This is a genomic window from Kitasatospora phosalacinea (assembly GCF_030268885.1).
Taxonomy (GTDB): Bacteria; Actinomycetota; Actinomycetes; order Streptomycetales; family Streptomycetaceae; genus Kitasatospora; species Kitasatospora phosalacinea_C.
Map to the genome: position 1 here is coordinate 90,054 of NZ_BSSA01000023.1, position 18,381 is coordinate 108,434.

The window sequence follows — 18,381 nt, forward strand, 5'->3', positions numbered from 1 at the left end:
CGGACGCGCGGCCCGGGGCGGTCAGGAGCGCGGTCAGGGCGCCGAGTCGGGGACGTCCTTGCTGCGGTCGTACGCCTGGACCGGGGTCATGGTGCCCCAGGCGGGGAGGGAGACCGTCTTCTCGTGGCCGACCTTCGCGCAGCCGCTGGCGTCGTCGGCGGTGCTGACGTCGGCGCCCTTCAGGGCGGCCGCGGTGTTGACGGCGGCGGGGGCGGACGGGGCGGTGCCGCCGCCGGCGGCCGGGTAGCTGGTGCCGGTGGTCCAGTCGGCGCCGATCCACAGCTCGACGGAGGGGCCGTCGCCCGCCCGGACGGCGCTCGCGGGCAGGCCGAGGGCCGCCGCGACCTGCTGGGCGGCGGCCTCCTTGCCCGCCGGGTAGGTCACCGCGCTGTGCTGGGCGGTGACGGCCGGTCCGGCGGCGGTGCCCTTGGCGAAGCCCGCCTGCCGGAGCGTGTCGGCGAGCGCGGCGGCGCGGCCGGTGACCCCGGTGCCGTTGCGCACCACGACGGTGGTGCTGCTGCGGGCCGGGCCGCTCGCGGCCGGGGGCGTCGACGGGGCGGCGGGAGCGGAGGCGGAGGCCGGAGCGGAGGCGGGAGCGGAGGGGGCGGTGGACGGCGCGGCGGAGGCCGGGCCGCCGGTGAGCGGCTGGTCCTCCTTGATCATCCGGAACAGGTCGGCCGCCCCCGGGCCGATCAGCCGCCGGTTGTCGTCCGCCGGGTCGTGGATGACCTGCATGGTGGTGAAGGTGATCCGTTCGGAGGGCACCTTGCTGATGTCCTGGCCGAGGCCGACCAGCTTGGTGACGCCGTCCAGCCCGGGGTCGACGGTGAGCGCACTGGTGGCCGCGTCGGCGAGCGAGAGCAGTCCGGCCGGGTTGGTGAGCGTCCCGGCGCTCTTCAGCTGGCGGACCATCGACCCCAGGAACAGGTGCTGGGCCGAGGAGCGGCCGGTGTCGCTGCCGTCGCCGAACCCGTGCCTGGTCCGGACGAACTGCAGCGCCGCCATGCCCTGCAGGGTGTGCTCGCCCTTGGACAGCTTGAGGTGCGACTGCGGGTCGTACACGTTGTCGGTGACGCAGACCGGGACGCCGCCCACCGCGTCCGACATCTTGACCACGCCGCTGAAGTCGACCTGCACGAAGTGGTCGATCGGCAGGTCGGTGAGCTTGCGCACCGCCGCCACGGTGCAGCCGGGGCCGCCCAGCAGGGTGGAGTTGATCATGCCGCGCTGGGCCTTGAACACGGACTTGCCGGTCTTGGGGTCCTTGCAGCCCGGCAGGTCGGTGATCAGGTCGCGCGGGATGCTCATCACGGTCGCGTTGCTGCGGTCCGCGGAGACGTGCAGCAGCAGGTTGACGTCGGCGTTGGTGCCGCTGTCCTCGCAGGCGCCGCCGATGGTGCAGTTCGCCGGGTCCGCGCGCGAGTCGGAGCCGATCACCAGCACGTTGATGGGGGTGCGGCCGAAGGCGTCCGGCACCTCCTTCCCGGCGTCGCCGTCCTCGCCCGCGTAGAGCGGCGCCTGGTGGATGTTGGCGTTGAACCGGTAGTACAGGTAGCCGCCGGTGGCGACGGTCAGCACCACCACCCCGGCCACCCCGTACACCAGGCCCCGCTGCCAGCGCCGCATCCGGCGCCTGCCCCGCCGCCCCTGCCGCCCGGCCGCCCGGCGGGCCGCCGCCCGGCCGCCCGACCGCGGCCCGGGCACCGCGCCCCCGGACCCGTCCTCCGCCGGCTCGGCGGTCTCGGCCTGTCCGCGCATCACATCGCACCCCCGTGGCCCGGCCGTTCCGGGCTGTCACCCCTATAGATGCACGATGGCCCGCAGGTGTTGCACCGGAGTTCGCACAGGTGTCCGGCGGCGCCGTCCGCGCGCGGCGGTCAGCGCCGGGCGGCGGCGTCCGCCGCGGCCCCGACGGCCCCCGTGACCTCGGCGGACGCCGCGGCCGCCGCGGTGAGGAAGGCGTCGTTCTCCTCCGGGGAGCCGATCGAGACCCGGGTGCCCTCGCCGGGGAAGGAGCGGACGGCCACGCCGGCCGCCGAGCAGCGGGCGTGGAAGGCGTCGGTGGCCGCGCCCAGCGGCAGCCAGAGGAAGTTGGCCTCGCTGCGGAGGACCGGCAGGCCCAGCCCGAGCAGCGCCGCCCCGACCCGCTCGCGTTCGCGCACCGTGCGTTCCACCCGGGCCAGCAGCTGCGGCCCGGAGCGCAGGGCGGCGACCGCGGCGGCCTGGGCGACACCGCTCACCCCGAAGGGCACCGCCGCCTTGCGGACCTGCGCGACCAGCTCCGGCCGCCCGACGGCGTAGCCGACCCGCAGGCCCGCCAGGCCGTACGCCTTGGAGAAGGTGCGCAGGACCAGCACGTTGGGCCGCCCGGCGAGCAGGTCGAGTCCGTCGGGCGTCCCCGGGTCGCGCACGTACTCCCGGTACGCCTCGTCGAGGACCACCAGGCAGTCCGCCGGGACCCGGTCCAGGAACTCCTCCAGTTCGGCGCCCCGCACCACCGTCCCGGTCGGGTTGTTGGGGTTGCAGACCAGGACCATCCGGGTCCGCGGGGTGATCGCCGCCGCCATCGCGGCCAGGTCGTGCCGCCCGTCGCGCAGCGGGACCTCCACCGGGGTCGCGCCGGAGAGCGCGGTCAGCAGCGGGTACGCCTCGAACGACCGCCAGGCGTACAGGACTTCGGTGCCCGGCTCGGCCACGGTCTCCAGCAGCGTCCGGGTCACCCCGACCGAGCCGCAGCCCACCGCGACGGCGTCCGCCGGTACGCCGAGGTGCTCCGCGAGCTCCGCGGTCAGCGCCCCGCAGCCCGGGTCGGGGTAGCGGTGGGCGTCGGCCGTGCCGGCGGCGATCGCCGCCAGCACGGCGGGCGGCGGCCCGTACGGCGACTCGTTGGCGGCCAGCGGGTACGCGCGGCCCTCGGGCGAGCGCACCGGGGGGCCGGGCCGGTAGCCCGCGAGGCGGGCGACCGCGGAACGGATCCGCGGGGTGGACGGGGCGGTGGCGTCGTCGGCCATCTCCGGTTCCTCCTGCTGGGCTGGGCTGCTGGGCTGGGCTACGGGGCGGGCTGCGGGGCGGGCCGGGCCGCGGGGCGGTTCAGTGCGCGGCGAGGGCCGCGGCGCGCAGCGGGCGGTCGGGGTCGGCGAGCAGGTCGGGGTCGACGGGGGTCCCGGCCGCGGCCAGCCGACGGCCCTGCAGCAGGTCGCGGGGGCGGTCGACGGCCAGGACCGCCGCCAGCCGGTCGCCGTCCAGCCACAGGACCGTCCAGCCGGGGCCGTCCGGCGCCCCGCGGAGCACCACCCGGTCCGCCACGGTCCGGTCGCCCGCGTACTGCACCGTCCGGCCGAACTGGTCGGACCAGAAGTACGGGACCGGGTCGTACACCTCGTCCCGGCCGAGGAGGGCGGCCGCGGCGACCTCCGCGGCCTTCACCGCGTCGTCCCAGTGGCCGCCCGGGAGGCGGCGCCCGTAGCGGTGCGACCAGCGGGCCGCGCAGTCGCCGACCGCCACCACCTCGGGCCGGGCGGTGCGCAGCGAGGCGTCCACGGCCACGCCGCGGTCGAGCGCGAGGCCCGAGCCGGCCAGCCAGCCGGTCTCGGGGCGGGCGCCGACCCCGGTCACCACGACGTCCGCGGCCAGCTGCCCGCCGTCGCCGAGGGTGAGTCCGCCGTGGTCCACCGAGCGGACCGCGACCCCGCAGTGCAGCTCCACCCCAGCCTCGGCGTACCAGCGGGCCGTCAGCGCGCCGACCTCCGGCCCGAGCGCGTCGGCGAGCGGCGCCGGCGCCGCCTCCAGCACCGTCACCGCGCAGCCCTTCGCGGCCGCGGCGGTCGCCACCTCGGCCCCGATCCAGCCCGCTCCGACCACCACCACCCGGGCGCCGGGGCGCAGGGCGGCCCGCAGCGCGAGGGCGTCGTCGAGGGTCCGGACGACGTGCTGCGGTCCCTCGCCCGGCAGCCGGACCGGTGCGGCGCCGGTGGCGGCCACCAGCCCGTCGAAGGGCAGCTCGCCGGTGGCGGTCCCCAGCACGCCGCCCGGCCGGTCCGGGTCGAGCCGCAGCGACCCGACCCGCCGCCCGAGGTGCACCCGGCAGTCCAGGGCGGTCCAGTCGGCGGGCAGGGCCGTGTCGTCGCTCTCCCCGGACAGCACCTCCTTCGACAGCGGCGGGCGGTCGTAGGGCCCGTGCGGCTCGGCCCCGACCAGGGACAGCGCGCCCCGGTAGCCCTGCTCCCGCAGGGCCTGCGCCGTGCGCAGCCCGGCGAGGCCGCCGCCGACGACGATCACGTTCTCCATCGTCCAGTCCTCAGCTCTCCGCGCCGTCCCCGGCGGCGGCGACCGCCCTGGCCAGGGCGGTCTTGACGGGTAGGCCCAGCCGGGCGGCCGCCTCGGCCACCTCCCGGTACTCCGGCTGGACGTTGACGATCCGGCCACCGTGCCGGGCGATCTTGACCTGGACGGCGATCCCGTCCACGGTGACGGTGCGGAACTCCCGCGCCGCCTCGTGCTTGGCCACCCGGTGCTCGCGGAACCCGATGGTGGACGTCTCGGCGAGCACCGTCCCGCGGAGCGCGGGCAGCAGCTCGGGGCTGCACAGCACCGACAGGGTGTGGGCGGGGCGACCCTTCTTCATCAGCACCGGGGTGAGCCACGCGTCGGACGCCCCGGCCTCCAGCAGCCGGTCCAGCACGTGCGGCCAGATCCGCGGGTCGAGGTCGTCGACGTTGGCCTCCAGCACCACTGCCTCCGCCACCGCCGTCCCGCCGTCCGCCACCGCCGTCCCGGCGCCCGGCCGCGGGGCGGCGGACGGGCGGCCCAGCACGACCCGGACCACGTTGGGCACCTCCGGCAGGTCCCGGGTGCCGGCGCCCGCCCCCGTCGCGAACAGCTCCAGCGGCGGCAGGTCGCCCCAGCCCGAGCAGAGCGAGAGCACCAGGGCGGCGCCCGTGGGCGTGCACATCTCGTACCGGAAGCCCCCGGACGCGGCCGGGGCGCCCGCGTCGGCGAGCAGCCGCAGCACCGCCGGCACCGGGACGGGGATCCGCCCGTGCGCGCTGGAGGTCCGTCCGGCGCCCAGCACCAGCGGGGTCGCGGTGGCCGCGACGACCCCCAGGTCGTGGTGGGCCGCGCACACGCCGACCACGTCGGCGATCGCGTCCAGGGCCCCCACCTCGTGGAAGTGGACGTCGTCGACGGGGATGCCGTGCACGGCCGCCTCCGCCCGGGCCAGCCGGGCGAACACGCCCTGCGCCGCGTCCCGGACCGGCCCGGGCAGGGCCGCCGCGGCCAGCAGGGCCCGGATGTCGTGCCAGGTGCGGTGCGGCGGACCGGGCTCGGTCTCCACGTGCACCTTGGTCGCGGCCAGCCCGCGGCGGCGCACCCGCTCGGTGCGGATCCGGACGCCGGGCACCACCGCGTCCACGGCCCGCTGCACCGCCGCGGGCGAGGCCCCGGCGTCGACCAGTGCGCCCAGCAGCATGTCGCCCGCCGCCCCGGCCGAGCAGTCGAACCAGGCGGTGACCGGGCCGCTCATCCGCGCACCGGCCCCGGCCCGTCGGCGGGGGCCGCCGGGTCGGCGGGGGCCGCCGCGGTCCGGCGGACCATCCGGGCCGCCGCGACGGCCGCGCCGAAGCCGTTGTCGATGTTGCTCACCATCACGCCGGGGCCGCAGGAGTTGAGCATGGTCAGCAGCGGGGCGATGCCGCCGAAGGCGCTGCCGTAGCCGACGCTGGTCGGGACGGCCAGGACGGGCGCGGTGACCAGGCCCGCCACCACGCTGGGGAGCGCGCCGTCCATCCCGGCCACCACGATCAGGCAGTCCGCGGCGTCGAGCGCGGCGCGGGCCCCGAGGAGCCGGTGCAGGCCGGCCACGCCGAGGTCCCGCTGGAGTTCCACGTCGCAGCCGAACTCACCGGCCACGAAGGCCGCCTCGCGCGCCACCGGTTCGTCCGAGGTGCCCGCGGTGACCACCAGGACCCGGCCGCGGCGGGCGAGCGGGGGGCCGACGGCCGCGCAGCGGGCGGTCCGGTCGAGGCGGGCGGCGGGGAAGGCCGCGGCCACCGCGTCCAGGGCCTCGTCGGTGAGCCGGGTCGCCAGTCCGGCCCGGCCGCCGGGCTGGCGTTCCAGGGCCCGCAGCAGCGCGACGGTCTGGTCCGGGGTCTTGCCCGCGCCGTAGACCACCTCGGGGTCGCCGGTGCGCAGGGCCCGATGGGTGTCGAGGCGGGCGAACCCGAGGTCCTCCACGCCGCTGCGGCCGGGGGCGCCGCCCAGCGGACCGGCCACCAGCGCGGCGAGGGCCCGTTCGGCGTCCTCGGTGCCGTCGGCCACCCGGTGCAGCAGGGCGCGCACGGTGTCACGGTCCACTGTCGACCTCCTCCTGCACGGTGTTGAGCGAACCGGAGCGGAAGCCCAGCGGGTCGACCTCGACGGAGGCGAACCCCGCGCCGCGGACGGCCGCCAGGACTTCGGGGCGGGCCGCCACGGCCGGTGCCGCCGCCCGGTCGACCTGGATCAGGGCGCGCTCCCCGAGGTCGCGCACCCGCAGGTCGTAGCTGGCGATCCCGGCCCGGGCCAGGCTCTCCCGCAGCGCCTGCTCGGCGGCGTCGACCCGGTCCAGTCGCTGCCGGGTGATGGTCAGGCCGTAGGCGATCCGGCTGGACAGGCAGGGCGAGGCGGGCTTGTCCCAGGTGGGCAGGCCCCAGCGCCGGGAGGCCGCGCGGACCTGCGCCTTGGTGAGGCCCGCGGCGGCCAGCGGGGTGACGACGCCGTGCCCGGCGGCCGCCCGGATGCCCGGGCGGAAGCGGTCGGCGAGGTCGTCCGCGTTGGTGCCGGTGGCGACGTGCGCCAGGCCGTGCCCGGCCGCCAGCTCCACCAGCCGTCCGGCCAGTTCGTCCTTGCAGAACCAGCAGCGGGAGCGGGAGTTCTCCCGGTACCCGTCGGACTCCAGCTCGTGCGTCCGGACGAAGACGTGCCGGGCGCCCAGCTGCCGGGCGGTCCGCGCGGCGGCGCCGCGTTCGCGGTGCGAGAGGGAGGCGGAGTCGCCGGTGGCGGCGAGCACCCGGTCGGAGCCGAGCGCGCGGACCGCGGCCGCGGTCAGCAGCGCGGAGTCGGCGCCGCCGGAGAACGCCACCACGACGGAGCCGAGGGAGGTCAACTCCCGCTCCAGCAGGGCGAGTCGCTCGTCGAGCAGCCGGTCCGCCACGGGCGGGGCGGTGGTCATTCGACCTCCAGGGCGGACATCATGGCGCGCAGCTTCGCCCGGGTCTCGACGTACTCGGTCTCCGGGTCGGAGTCGGCCACCAGGCCGCAGCCCGCGTACAGCACGGCGGTGTTGCCGCGGAGCAGGGCGGAGCGGATCGCCACGGCGAACTCCCCCTGGCCCCCGGCGTCGCTCCAGCCGACCACGCCCGCGTACCAGCCGCGGTCGAAGCCCTCGTGCTCGGCGAGCCAGTGCAGCGCCCGCTCGCGCGGGTGGCCGCCGAGCGCGGGGGTCGGGTGCAGCCGTTCGACGAAGTCGAGGATCCCGGCCGGGTCGGTGTGCGAGAGCCGGCCGCTGACGTCGGTGGACAGGTGCTGGACGGTGCCGAGCTTGAGCACCCGGGTGGGCTGGGCGGCCGCCACCTCGACCCCGGCGCCGTGCAGCGAGTCGCGGAGCATCCGGACCACCACGTCGTGCTCGTGGCGGAGCTTGTGGCTGCCGGTCAGCTCGCGCTCGAACTCGGCGTCCTGCGCGGGCGTGGCGCCGCGCGGGGTGGTGCCGGCCAGGCCGAGGGCGTGCACGGTGCGGCCCTCGACCCGGGCCAGGTACTCGGGGGTGGCGCCGAGGAAGGTCTGGCCGTCGTGGTCGACCGCGAAGAGCGTGGTGCCGGGGTTGGCCCGGCGCATCCGCTCGACCACGGCGGGGACGTCGAACGGCGCGTCCACGGTGACGTGCAGTTCGCGGGCCAGCACGACCTTGGCGAAGTCGCCGGCGGAGATCCGGTCGGTCGCCCGGCGGACCAGGCCCTTCCACTCCTCGGCGCCGGGCAGTTCGGTGCTGCTGCGCAGGTGCGCGGCGGGCCGGGGGGCCGGTGCGGCGGGGACGGCCCCGAGGTCGCGGGGGTGCACGAGGTCGGCGAGGCGGGCGAGCGCGTCGGCGGTCCGCCCGGCGTCGCCGTCGCGGCCCAGGACCGCGTTCAGCCGCAGTTCGCCGGTGCCGTCGGCGGCGGTGCGCAGCTGCAGCGCCGGTACCCAGAACAGGGCGTCGGGCAGCGGGCCGGGCGCGGCGGGGGCCCCGGCGGCGAACGCGAAGCCGCCGAGGGCCAGCGGCCCGCCGCCGGGCAGGCCGCCCGCCACCGCGTGCCGGGAGAGCGCGGCCCAGCCGCGGCGGACGGCCGCGACCCGGTCGGCGCCGGTGCCGGGCAGGTCGTGGGCGCTGCCGAGGGCGACGACGGTGCCGCCGCCCCAGGCCGACCGCCAGAGCAGGGAGCGGGTCGCGGTGCCGCGGCCGCGGGCCCAGAGCGCGGCGGGGTCGTCGACCTCCACCGGCACCGCCCAGGTCGCGAGGACCGGGGTGTCCGTGGTCGCCGCCCGGCGGACCGCGTAGCGGCAGGTGTCGAGCAGGCTGCGCAGGTCGTCCTCGTCGAGGAGGGCGTCGGGCCGTTCGGCGAGCGCCGTGCTGGTGTGGCCGACCGTCATGCTCAGTACACCCCTTCGACCACGGACTGCGCGCCGCCGGGGGCGGTGAGCGGGCGGACGTCGGCCAGGCCGTCCTGCGGGTAGCCGGCGGTGGGCGCGATCCGCAGCACGGAGTCGCGCTCCAGCGTCCAGGGCAGGAACAGGTCGCGGGAGACCAGGCTGATCCGGGCCTGACCGCGCTCGCCGTAGCCGACCTCGGTGCGGGTGTCCTCGGGGTCGACCACCCGGACCCGGCTGAACGGGTGGTACGGGACGAACACGCAGCGCTCGTCGTCCGGTTCGCCGGTGCGCGGCCGCTGCGGGGCGATGCCCATCATGGTGTTGCCGTAGAGGCCGACGACGACGGCGTCCGGGAAGATCTCCTCCTCGAAGGCGCGCAGCGTCTCGGGGCCGATGCTGGTGCCGGCCCAGACGATGCCGCGCACCTTCTGCTGGACCAGGGACAGCAGGTGCTCGTCGGCGGCGATCGCCTCCAGCACCGGCGGGGTCGCGAAGAGCACCGAGACCGGCTGGGTGGCCAGCACGTCGCGGGCCTGCGCGAGGATGTGCGCGACGTAGCGGGCGGCCTCCTCGGCGCGGCCGGCCTTGACGCTGCCCTTGACCCAGCGCGGGTCGAAGTCGATGTAGTGGCAGAAGGTGCTGCGCAGCTGGGCCAGCAGGCCGACGGAGCGGCCGACGATGTGCGGCCCGGTGGGGCCGACGTGCAGCCAGTGGCCCTCGCCCTCGCCGGGGATCCCGTGCTCGGTGAGGACGTCGCTGACCCAGCGCACCCCGTTGCGGCGGGAGGTGGACTCGACGATGCGCTTGGGGCGGCCGGTGGTGCCGCCGCTGTCGAAGACCTGGAAGTCCCAGGCGTCCCGGCCGGTCCCGGCGGGGACGAGGGCGTCGACGGGGACGTCCCGCCACTCCTCGCTCACGTCGGGGAAGCGGTCGAGGTCGTCCCAGCCGTTGATGTCGGTCAGCGGGTCGAAGTCGAGTTCGGCGGCGCGCTTGAGCCAGAACGGGGAGCCGGTCTCGGGGGAGAAGTGCCAGCGCATCGCGGCGCGGAGGAACTCCTCGGCCGGGAGGGCGGGGTCGAAGGGCACGGTGGTGTCGGGCATCTGCTGTCTCCGGGCGGGTGGGGGTCTCAGACCGAGGCGAGGGACTGCGTGCGGCGGGTGGCGAGCGTGCGGCCGACCGCCTCCACCACCGGGGCGAGCCGGGCCGTCAGGGCGGCGAACTGCTCCCCGGTCAGCGCCTGGGGGCCGTCGCACAGGGCACCGGCGGCGTCGGTGTGGACGTCGATGATCAGGCCGTCGGCGCCGGCCGCGGCGGCGGCCAGCGACATCGGGCCGACCAGGTGCGGCTGCCCGGTGCTGTGGCTGGGGTCGACGATCACCGGCAGGTGGGTGCGCCGCTTGGCCTCGGCGACCGCGGCGAGGTCGAGGGTGAACCGGGTGCTGCGGTCGTAGCTGCGGATGCCGCGCTCGCACAGCACGACGCCGCCGTTGCCGGTGTGCATCAGGTACTCGGCGGCGAGCAGCCACTCCTCGACGGTGGCGGACATGCCGCGCTTGAGCAGTACCGGCTTCCCGGACGCCCCGGCCTCCCGCAGGAGTTCGAAGTTCTGCATGTTCCGGGTGCCGACCTGGAGCATGTCGCTCTCCTCGGCGACCGACTCGACGTCCTTCGGCGTGACCACCTCGGTGACCACCGGCAGGCCGGTGCGGCCGCGCTGCTCGGCCAGCAGGGTCAGGCCGGCCAGGCCCAGCCCCTGGAAGCTGTACGGCGAGGTGCGCGGCTTGAAGGCCCCGCCGCGCAGCATGACGGCGCCGCCCGCGACGACCGCGTCCGTGGCGGCCTGCATCTGGGCCCGGCTCTCCACCGCGCAGGGCCCGGCGATCACCACGAACTCCGGGCCGCCGATCACGACGGCACCGCCCGCACCGACCGCCACCCGGGTGTCCTCCGGGGAGAACACCCGGCTGGTGAGGCGCTGCACGCCCGGGACGACGACCACCCGCTCGACGGCCGGGGCGGATTCCAGCTCCGCTGCCACCGCCGCCGGGACGTCCTGCTCGGAAATGAGCGCGACCGCGCCCCGTACCGTGCCGGACACCACCGGGACACCGTGCCCCGCAAGGATTTCCAGCGCCGAATCAACCTGCTCGCGAGTGGCATGACGATGCAATACCACGATCACGGGATTCCCCTTTCATGGGGCCATAGGGCGAGAATATCCACGGATTGCCGGCACGCTAACCGAACGCCATTCGGCGGTGCAAGCAAATAAAGAGATGCGGAGATGTCGGCAGATCTGCAGCCGAACCGGACCGCACAAAGACAGGCGATCGCAAAACCCGACAGCCGTACCGGAAACGGACATCCCGACCATCTCCAGGACCCGTCACTCCCGTTGTCTACCTTGGCAGTTGACTGGCAGTCAAGGTGCGTGTCCACTTCATGAAACGGCCCTGTCCAGTTCCTGTCGACCCCTCCGGAACCACCCGCCGGGGCCACTTTCGGCGTGATATGAAATTGTCGCCGGCAGGCCGCGAGGCCCCTCCCCCACGATGGAGAAAACCATGCAGATGATCGATATCAGCCAGGGCTGGCACGAGGGAATGCCCTCCTACGACGCGCCCTGGTACCCGAAATTCGGAATCCGCCGCGCGATGACTCCCCAGACCGACCCCGCGTCCGGCGGCCGCACCTTCTCCGACCTCCAGATATTTCCGCACAACGGCACCCACGTGGAATCCGGGTACCACTTCTTCGAGGACCGCGAGAAGATCGACGAGGTGCCCCTGGACACCTTCGTGGGCCGCACCTGCGTCGCCGACCTCTCGCACAAGCGCGACCTCGACCCGGTCACCGGGGAGGACCTGGAGACGGCACTGCGCGACGTGTGGCAGCCCGGCGACCGGCTGCTGATCCGCACCGACCACCCCAACCGCTACCTCGGCCGGGACGACTACTGGGACAAGCCCCCGTACACCACCCTGTCCGCCGCGGACTGGGCCGTCGACAACGGGGCCCGGCTGGTCGGCATGGACTGCATCACCGAGCGCCCCGACGACCGCAGCGGCCAGGTGCACCGCCGCCTGCTGGGCGCCGGCATCCCGATCCTGGAGAACATCCAGAACCTCGACCAGGTCACCAACCGGGTCGTCCAGCTGATGGCGCTGCCGGTCAAGATCGCCGGTGTGGAGGCCGCCCCGGCCCGCGCGGTGGTCTTCGACGGCTGGCCGTTCTGACCGGCCGCCCGCACCGAGAGGGAGTCCGGATGAGCTCCGACCCCACGGCCGTCGCCCTCACCCGGTCCCCGGCACCGACGGCCGCCGCCGTCGACGGCGCCGTCGAACAGGCCCTGGCCCTGCTCGGCGACCCGCTGGACGACCTCGGCCGGGGCGACCGCGTCGTCATCAAGCCCAACATGTTCCAGCGCAAGCCCGGCTTCATCACCAGCCCCGACCTCCTGCTGGCGGTCGCCCGGCGGGCCGCGGCCCGCGGTGCGGAGGTCTTCGTCGCGGAACGCACCCACGTGCTCAAGGAGCTGCTGGACGGCAGCCCGCTGCACCGCTACGCCCGGGTGGTCAGCTTCGACGACCGCCCGCTGCGGATCGTCCAGGTCCCGGGGGCGACCTCGCTGCGGGTGCCGATCGCGGTGCCCGACATCGTGCAGGACTGCGACTTCTTCATCGGCGCGCCCCAACTGCGGACCCACTCCAGCGTGGTGCTCACCAACGCGATGAAGAACCTGGTCGGCCTGCTGCCCGGGTTCACCACCCGCATCGTGCACATGGCCGGGGTCGAGGAGAGCATCGTCGACCTCAACCTGCTGCGCCCGCAGCACCTGGTGGTCTGCGACGCGCTGACCGTGATCGAGGGCAACTACCCGATGGCCGGCCACTCCCGCCCGGTCGGGCTGGTCGCCGCCTCCCGCAACGCCGTCGCGCTGGACACCGTCATGGCCACCGTCGCCGGCGTCGAACCGTGGGAGCTCGCCTACCTGCGCGACGCCGCCCGGCGCGGCCTCGGCCCCGCCGACCCCGGACTGATCGAGGTCCGCGGCGAGAGCGTCGCGGACGCCGCCTTCGAGATCGACCGCGCACCGGCCGTGCTCACCCCGCCCCGCGAGGGCATCCACCTGCACGCCGACACCGCCTGCCCGGACTGCCGCCGCTGGCTGGCCGCCGCCCTGAGCCTGCTGCACGACGAACTGCTCGCCCACCCCGGCGAACTCACCATCGTCTCCGGCCCGATGGAACGGCTGCCCGAACTGCGCGGCCAGGTCGTCCTGGTCGGCAACGCCATGTACGAGCACCGGGAGGCCGGCGTCTACCTGGAGGGGTGCCCGCCGCGGGCGATCCAGGTCGCGGGCCTGCGCCACGCGATGGGCCGGGAGGTCTCCGAGGCGGAGCGCACCCAGTTCCGCGTCCCGGGCCGCGACCCGGAGTCCACCGACGGCCTCTCCTGGCCGGCACCCGAGGAGTTGGTCTGACATGCCGCCGTCCGTACCCGTCCTGCGCGAGGGCGAGGAGCGCACCTCGCGGGACACCCGCCCGCTGCACGCCGTCGACGGGAGCCTGCTCGCCGAGGTCAACGAGGCCCCCGCCCTGGTGACCCGGCTCGCCGTGAAGGCGATGCGCCGCTCCGCCGCGATGCCGCGGGCCGCCCGGCTGGCCGTGCTCGCCGAGGCCGGACGCCGCTTCGCCGAGGACACCCTGGGCGGCGAGACGCCCGAGGAGTACGTCCGGCGCCAGGCGCTGGCCTCCGGCGTCCCGGCCGCGGTGGCCCGGCGCGCCCTGGCCCGGATGCCCGCGGACTGCGCCCGGCTCGGCGAGGTCGTCGAGCGCCAGCGCCCGGTCGGCACCGGCCGCACCGCCCGCTGGGCCCGCCGCGGCGACGTCCTCGGCGTGGTCGCGCCCAGCAACCACCCCGGCACCCACGGGGCCTGGCTGCAGGCGATCGCGCTCGGCTACCGGGTCGCCGTCCGCCCCGGCGCCCGCGACCCGTTCACCCCGCTGCGGCTGGCCCGGGCCCTGCTGGCCGCCGGTCTGGACTCGGGCTGGGTCAGCCTGCTGCCCGGCACCCACGCCGCGGCGGACGGCCTGGTCGACGCCGCCGACCTGGCCCTGGTCTACGGCAGCGAGGACACCGTGGCCCGGCTGCGCGGCAACGACCGGGTCCTGGTCCGCGGCCCGGGGCGCAGCAAGGTCCTGCTGGACCGCCCGTTCGACGACGCGGACCTGGACCACCTGGTCGCCGAGATCGCCGGGGACGGCGGCGTGCGCTGCACCAACACCACCGCCGTCCTCACCTCCGGCGACCACCGCGCCCTGGCCGAGGCCCTCGCCGAACGGCTCTCCCGGCTCCCGGCCCTGCCGGTCACCGACGAGCGGGCCGTCCTGCCGGTGCGCCCGCACGCGGAGGCGGTCGCCCTGCGCGCCGCCCTCGACCGGGCCGCGGGCGGCGCGCCGGACCTGGTCGGCCGCCACCACCCCGACGACCCGGTGCCCCTGGTGTCCGGCGGGGCCGCCGCGCTGCGCCCCGCCGTGACGTGCGTGGACCGCCCCGACCACCCCGCGCTGGGCACCGAACTGCCGTTCCCCTGCGTGTGGGTGGCGCCCTGGGAGCGGGCCCGGGGCCTGGGCCCGCTGGACGACTCGCTGGCCCTGACCCTGCTCACCGAGGACGACTCCCTGGTCGAGCAGGCCCTGGACTCCCCCGGGATCCGCACCGTCCTGCACGGCCGGGTCGCCGAGTGGTGGCGCGACCCGCACCTGCCGCACGACGGCTACCTCGGCCAGTTCCTCCGGGAGGCCCGCGGCTTCGCCGCCCCGGAACTCCTGACGGCCTGACCGCCCCGACCTCCCGGCGGCGCGGCCCGCCGCCGTGGCCCCCCGGCCCGCCGTGGCCCTCCCGAGCCCTCCGAACCGCCGAACCGCCGAACAGTAGAGGTGTCCGACGTGTCCCCTGCCCTGCCGTCCCTGCCGATCGTCGTCCTCCCCGAGGACAACACCGTCCACGCCCGCACCCGCCCGGCCGAGCCGGTGGCCGCCGCGCTGCGGGACGCGGCCGCGGCCCTGCGCGGGCTGCGCACCGAGCTGCTGAACCCCGAGGGCGCGGGCCCCGCGGTCGACGCGGCCGCGGCCGTGGCGGCCGAGCGCCTCGCCGAGCTGGCCGCCGCCGCCTGGGCGCCGCCGCTGGACACCTCGGTCCTGGTGCCGATCGTCCCCAACCACGAGTACTTCGGCGTCCGCACCGCCCCCCTGGACGACCCGCTGCTGGTGCACGAGGTCGCCACCGTCGTCCGGCGCGCCTTCGCCGACCTGCGGCGGGCCCGGCTGGACCTCAACGACCGGGCGGCGATCGTGCTCGCGATGGCGACCGTGCTGGAGCGGCTGCTGCCCGGCGAGGGGGCCCCGGCGTCCCTGCCGGTCGAGCGCCCGGAGGCCGTCACGGTGCCGGAGCTGCCCGGGCAGGACGAGCTGACCCGCTGGGTGGTCACCCACCACTTCTACTTCGTGCTGAACCTCGCGGCCGCGCACTCCGTCTCCCGGGCCGCCCAGGCCCTGCTCGACCGGGACCGCGACACCGCGCTGGCCGCCCTCGCCGAGGCGCTGGTGTACGTCCGGGGCTTCACCGCCGCCATGATCCACTCCGGTGACATGTCGGCCCCCTGCTACGACGCGAAGGTGCGGCCGACCATGCAGCCGCCCGCCGTGCCGGTCGCGCTGACCGGGCGCACCCAGCCCGAGCACAAGGCGTACCGCCAGGCGATGCGGCGGCTGGCCAAGATCGCGCCGCCGTTCGCGGAGGCGTTCGCCGCCGACCCGGAGCTCGCGGTCGCCGTCGACGCCCTGCTGGAGGCCGACCTGCAGGACATCGAGCGGCACATCGCCGTCACGGCGGCCCTGGTCGGCGACGAGAGCTCGATCGTGGCCGCCGACGCCGCGGCCGAGAGCGCCGTCGGCGTGCTGCGCTTCATGCGGCACTCGCGGGCCGTGCAGTACCGCGAACTGATGCGGTTCGGCGACCCGATCGCCCTCCTCACCGCCTGACCGCCCCCGCCACCGAGCGCCGACGAGGTAGGAACCCCCATGACCACAGGCCCCGCTCCCCGCACCGTCGTGCTCGTCGACGCGTTCGCGAGCGCCCGCTGCCTCGCGCCGCTGTTCAAGGCGCGCGGCTACGACTGCGTCCACCTGCGCAGCACCCCCGAGATCCCCGAGGCGTACGCGGCGAGCTTCCGGCCCGCGGACTTCACCGCCGACCTCGCCCACGACGGCGACCTGGCCCGCACCGCCGAGGCCGTCGCCGCGCACGGCCCGGTCGCGCTGATCCCGGGCGTCGAGCGGGCGGTGCTGCTCGCCGACGCCCTGACCGAACGGCTCGGGCTGCCCACCAACGGCACCGCGCTGAGCGCCGCCCGCCGCGACAAGTACCGGATGCTGGAGACGGTCCGGGCCGCCGGGGTGCCCGCGGCGTCCCAGGTGCTGGCCGACGACCTCGACACCCTGCTCGACTGGTACGCGACGGCCGGCGGCCGGGTGGTGCTCAAGCCGGTGAGCAGCGCCGGGAGCGACGGCGTGTACTTCTGCGACTCCGCCGCGGAGGTCCGCAAGGCGTTCGACGCCCTGATCGGCACCCGCAGCGCGCTCGGCCAGCGCAACAGCACCGTGCTGGCCCAGGAGTACCTGGTCGGCCACGAGTACATCGTCAACACGGTGAGCCTGGGCGGCCGGCACCGGGTCACCGACGTCTGGAAGATGCACCACCTCAGCGCGAACGGGGTGCCCGAGGTCGCCGCGGGCGCCGAGCTGCTGCCCGCCCGCGGCCCCGAGCAGGACCTGCTGGTCGAGCACACCCGCCAGGTGCTGGACGCCCTCGGGATCGTCAACGGGCCCGCGCACACCGAGCTCAAGCTGACCCCGCAGGGCCCGCGCCTGGTCGAGACCGGCGCCCGGGTCTGCGGCGCGGACGTCCACGTGCCGACCGGGGCCGCGCTCGGCGTGAGCCAGCTCGACCGGGTGGTGGACGCCTTCGTCGACCCCGAGCGCTTCCTCGACGGCTGGGAGGAGGGCTACCGGGTGCTGCGGCACGCCCGGATCGTCAACATGGTCTCGCCGGTGGCCGGGACGCTGGTCTCCTACCCGCGGATGGCCGAGCTGGAGGCGCTGGAGAGCTTCCACGAGGTGCTGTACCGGGTCTCCCCCGGCGGCCGGCTGCACCGCTCGATCGACGACTGGACCTTCCCGCTGCGGGTCTACCTGCTGAACGAGAGCGCCAGTGCGGTGGCCCGGGACGCGCTCACCACCCGGTACCTGGACGGCCCGGGCTTCTACGAGACGGCCTGACCCCGGGAGCGCGAACGGCCGGGCCCCGGAACGCAACCGCGTTCCGGGGCCCGGCCGTTCGGCGTCCCGCGCGGGCCTCAGGCCGCGGTGACCGGCTGCTTCCCGGCGACGGGCGGCCGCGGGGTGTTGACCGCCTCCGCGGGCAGCCGGTGCTCGACCCGCAGCAGCATCAGCCCGCCGAACGCGCTGGTGACCGCGACCAGCAGCCAGGGCAGCCGGCCGTCGACGTCCAGCAGCGTGGTGAACAGCGTCGGCGCCAGCACGTACGCCATCGACCAGGAGAGCTGGTAGGAGGCCATGTAGCGGCCGCGCAGCCCGGCCGGGGCGGCGGCCTGGGACAGCGCGCCCGAGGACGGGCCGTGCACCAGCTCGCCGGCGGTCGCCACCACCACGCCGACCACCAGCGCGGTCACCAGGACCGCGGCGTTGTGCGGGCGCACCACGCCCAGCAGCACCTGGCCGAGGAAGGCGACGGTGAACAGGCCCGCCCCGAACGCGGCGGCCCGGGTGCGGGTGGCGAAGCGGCGCCGGGCCAGCGCGGCGACCGGGACGCTGAGCGTGGCGCACAGCACCGTGTTCACCACGAACGCGATGCCGGTGAGGCCCTCGGGCAGGTGCAGCCAGTCGGTGGCGAACACCGGCAGCAGCACGCTGAGCGAGGAGTAGCCCAGCGCCACCAGCAGGTTGGCCACGGTCAGCACCAGGAACGGGCGGTCCTTGGCGACCAGCCGGTAGCCGCCGCGGTTGTCGGCCCTGTCCCGGACGTGCCGGACGGAGGCGGGGGTGCGGGCGGCGAGGACGGCCGCGAGCAGGAAGCTCCCGGCGTTCAGCCAGGCGGCCAGCAGGTAGCCGGAGCCGCCGACCAGCGCGATCAGCGTGGAGGCGATCAGGGTGCCGCCGCCGAGACCGGCGTTGCTCAGGCTGCGGGTGAGCGCCTGCATCCGCTCCCGGTCGGCGCCGTCGACGAGTTCGGCGATCCGGGCCTGCTGGGCGGCCGGGAAGGCCCGGGTGCCGGCCGCGGTGATCAGGGCCAGCACGGCGAACGCGGGAATTCCGTGGGCCAGCGGGTACAGCGCGAATCCGATGCCGCGGATGAAATACAGCGAGAGCTGCACGCGTTTCGCGCCGAACCGGTCGACGGCCACCCCGGCGATCGGCAATGCCGACATCGCTAGCAAACCGGTGACGGTCAGCACAAGCCCGATGGTGGGAAGTGGCAGCTTCGTGACATGTTGGAAGAAAACCAGGGTGAAGGGGACGTACATGCCGGAGCCGAGTGCGTCGATGGCTATTCCGGCGACCAGCGAGCGTTCACCGGGGAAGCGGGAGCGCGGCAGGAGTGACAAGAGGGTCTCCAAAGGAGTGTCGAGAG

Annotated in this window: 15 protein-coding genes; 5 read left to right on the plus strand and 10 right to left on the minus strand. The window is 75.9% G+C overall.

Annotation, left to right across the window (positions count from 1 at the left end; genetic code table 11):
• Positions 1-33: 33 nt before the first annotated feature.
• The 9 genes from QSK52_RS27690 to aroF all read right to left on the minus strand — a co-directional run bounded on the left by QSK52_RS27690 (position 34) and on the right by aroF (position 10,849).
• Positions 34-1,758 carry an LCP family protein gene (locus QSK52_RS27690; RefSeq protein ID WP_285738897.1) on the minus strand — a complete coding sequence of 575 codons (1,725 nt, stop codon included), beginning with the start codon at positions 1,756-1,758 and terminating at the stop codon, positions 34-36.
• 119 nt (positions 1,759-1,877) lie between these two features.
• Positions 1,878-3,011, minus strand: coding sequence for a histidinol-phosphate transaminase (gene hisC / locus QSK52_RS27695; protein WP_285738898.1), 1,134 nt, complete (start codon positions 3,009-3,011; stop codon positions 1,878-1,880).
• 79 nt (positions 3,012-3,090) lie between these two features.
• Entirely contained in the window at positions 3,091-4,287 is a 1,197-nt protein-coding gene (locus tag QSK52_RS27700) for an NAD(P)/FAD-dependent oxidoreductase (RefSeq protein WP_285738899.1), read from the minus strand.
• Positions 4,288-4,297: 10 nt separating this feature from the next.
• Positions 4,298-5,524: a nickel pincer cofactor biosynthesis protein LarC gene (gene larC, locus QSK52_RS27705; RefSeq protein ID WP_285738900.1), complete on the minus strand. Its 1,227-nt coding sequence runs from the start codon at positions 5,522-5,524 to the stop codon at positions 4,298-4,300.
• Entirely contained in the window at positions 5,521-6,354 is an 834-nt protein-coding gene (larB, locus tag QSK52_RS27710; RefSeq protein WP_285738901.1) for a nickel pincer cofactor biosynthesis protein LarB, read from the minus strand. Before larB ends, larC begins: the two co-directional genes overlap by 4 nt.
• Entirely contained in the window at positions 6,344-7,210 is an 867-nt protein-coding gene (gene larE / locus QSK52_RS27715; protein ID WP_285738902.1) for an ATP-dependent sacrificial sulfur transferase LarE, read from the minus strand. The genes larB and larE overlap by 11 nt, the downstream gene beginning before the upstream one ends.
• On the minus strand, positions 7,207-8,667 hold the full coding sequence (locus tag QSK52_RS27720) for an isochorismate synthase (RefSeq protein WP_285738903.1): 1,461 nt from the start codon (positions 8,665-8,667) through the stop codon (positions 7,207-7,209). Before QSK52_RS27720 ends, larE begins: the two co-directional genes overlap by 4 nt.
• A gap of 2 nt (positions 8,668-8,669) precedes the next feature.
• Positions 8,670-9,767 carry a phenazine biosynthesis protein gene (locus tag QSK52_RS27725; protein WP_285738904.1) on the minus strand — a complete coding sequence of 366 codons (1,098 nt, stop codon included), beginning with the start codon at positions 9,765-9,767 and terminating at the stop codon, positions 8,670-8,672.
• Positions 9,768-9,793: 26 nt separating this feature from the next.
• Entirely contained in the window at positions 9,794-10,849 is a 1,056-nt protein-coding gene (gene aroF / locus QSK52_RS27730) for a 3-deoxy-7-phosphoheptulonate synthase (protein WP_285738905.1), read from the minus strand.
• A 382-nt stretch (positions 10,850-11,231) separates the two neighbouring features.
• Between aroF and QSK52_RS27735 the strand changes: the two genes are divergently transcribed.
• The 5 genes from QSK52_RS27735 (at position 11,232) to QSK52_RS27755 (ending at position 17,009) form a co-directional block, all read left to right on the plus strand.
• Positions 11,232-11,903: a cyclase family protein gene (locus QSK52_RS27735; RefSeq protein ID WP_285738906.1), complete on the plus strand. Its 672-nt coding sequence runs from the start codon at positions 11,232-11,234 to the stop codon at positions 11,901-11,903.
• A gap of 29 nt (positions 11,904-11,932) precedes the next feature.
• The gene (locus QSK52_RS27740) at positions 11,933-13,150 is read left to right on the plus strand and encodes a DUF362 domain-containing protein (protein WP_285738907.1); all 1,218 of its coding nucleotides are present in this window, start codon (positions 11,933-11,935) and stop codon (positions 13,148-13,150) included.
• 1 nt (position 13,151) lies between these two features.
• Positions 13,152-14,510, plus strand: coding sequence for an aldehyde dehydrogenase family protein (locus QSK52_RS27745; RefSeq protein WP_285738908.1), 1,359 nt, complete (start codon positions 13,152-13,154; stop codon positions 14,508-14,510).
• A gap of 108 nt (positions 14,511-14,618) precedes the next feature.
• Positions 14,619-15,713, plus strand: coding sequence for a hypothetical protein (locus tag QSK52_RS27750; RefSeq protein ID WP_285738909.1), 1,095 nt, complete (start codon positions 14,619-14,621; stop codon positions 15,711-15,713).
• 39 nt (positions 15,714-15,752) lie between these two features.
• Positions 15,753-17,009 (plus strand): ATP-grasp domain-containing protein, encoded by a 1,257-nt coding sequence (locus tag QSK52_RS27755; RefSeq protein WP_285738910.1) that lies wholly within the window; start codon positions 15,753-15,755, stop codon positions 17,007-17,009.
• Positions 17,010-17,086: 77 nt separating this feature from the next.
• On the opposite strand, the gene QSK52_RS27760 is transcribed toward QSK52_RS27755, so the two are convergent.
• Positions 17,087-18,355 carry an MFS transporter gene (locus QSK52_RS27760; RefSeq protein ID WP_285738911.1) on the minus strand — a complete coding sequence of 423 codons (1,269 nt, stop codon included), beginning with the start codon at positions 18,353-18,355 and terminating at the stop codon, positions 17,087-17,089.
• Positions 18,356-18,381: the final 26 nt, after the last annotated feature.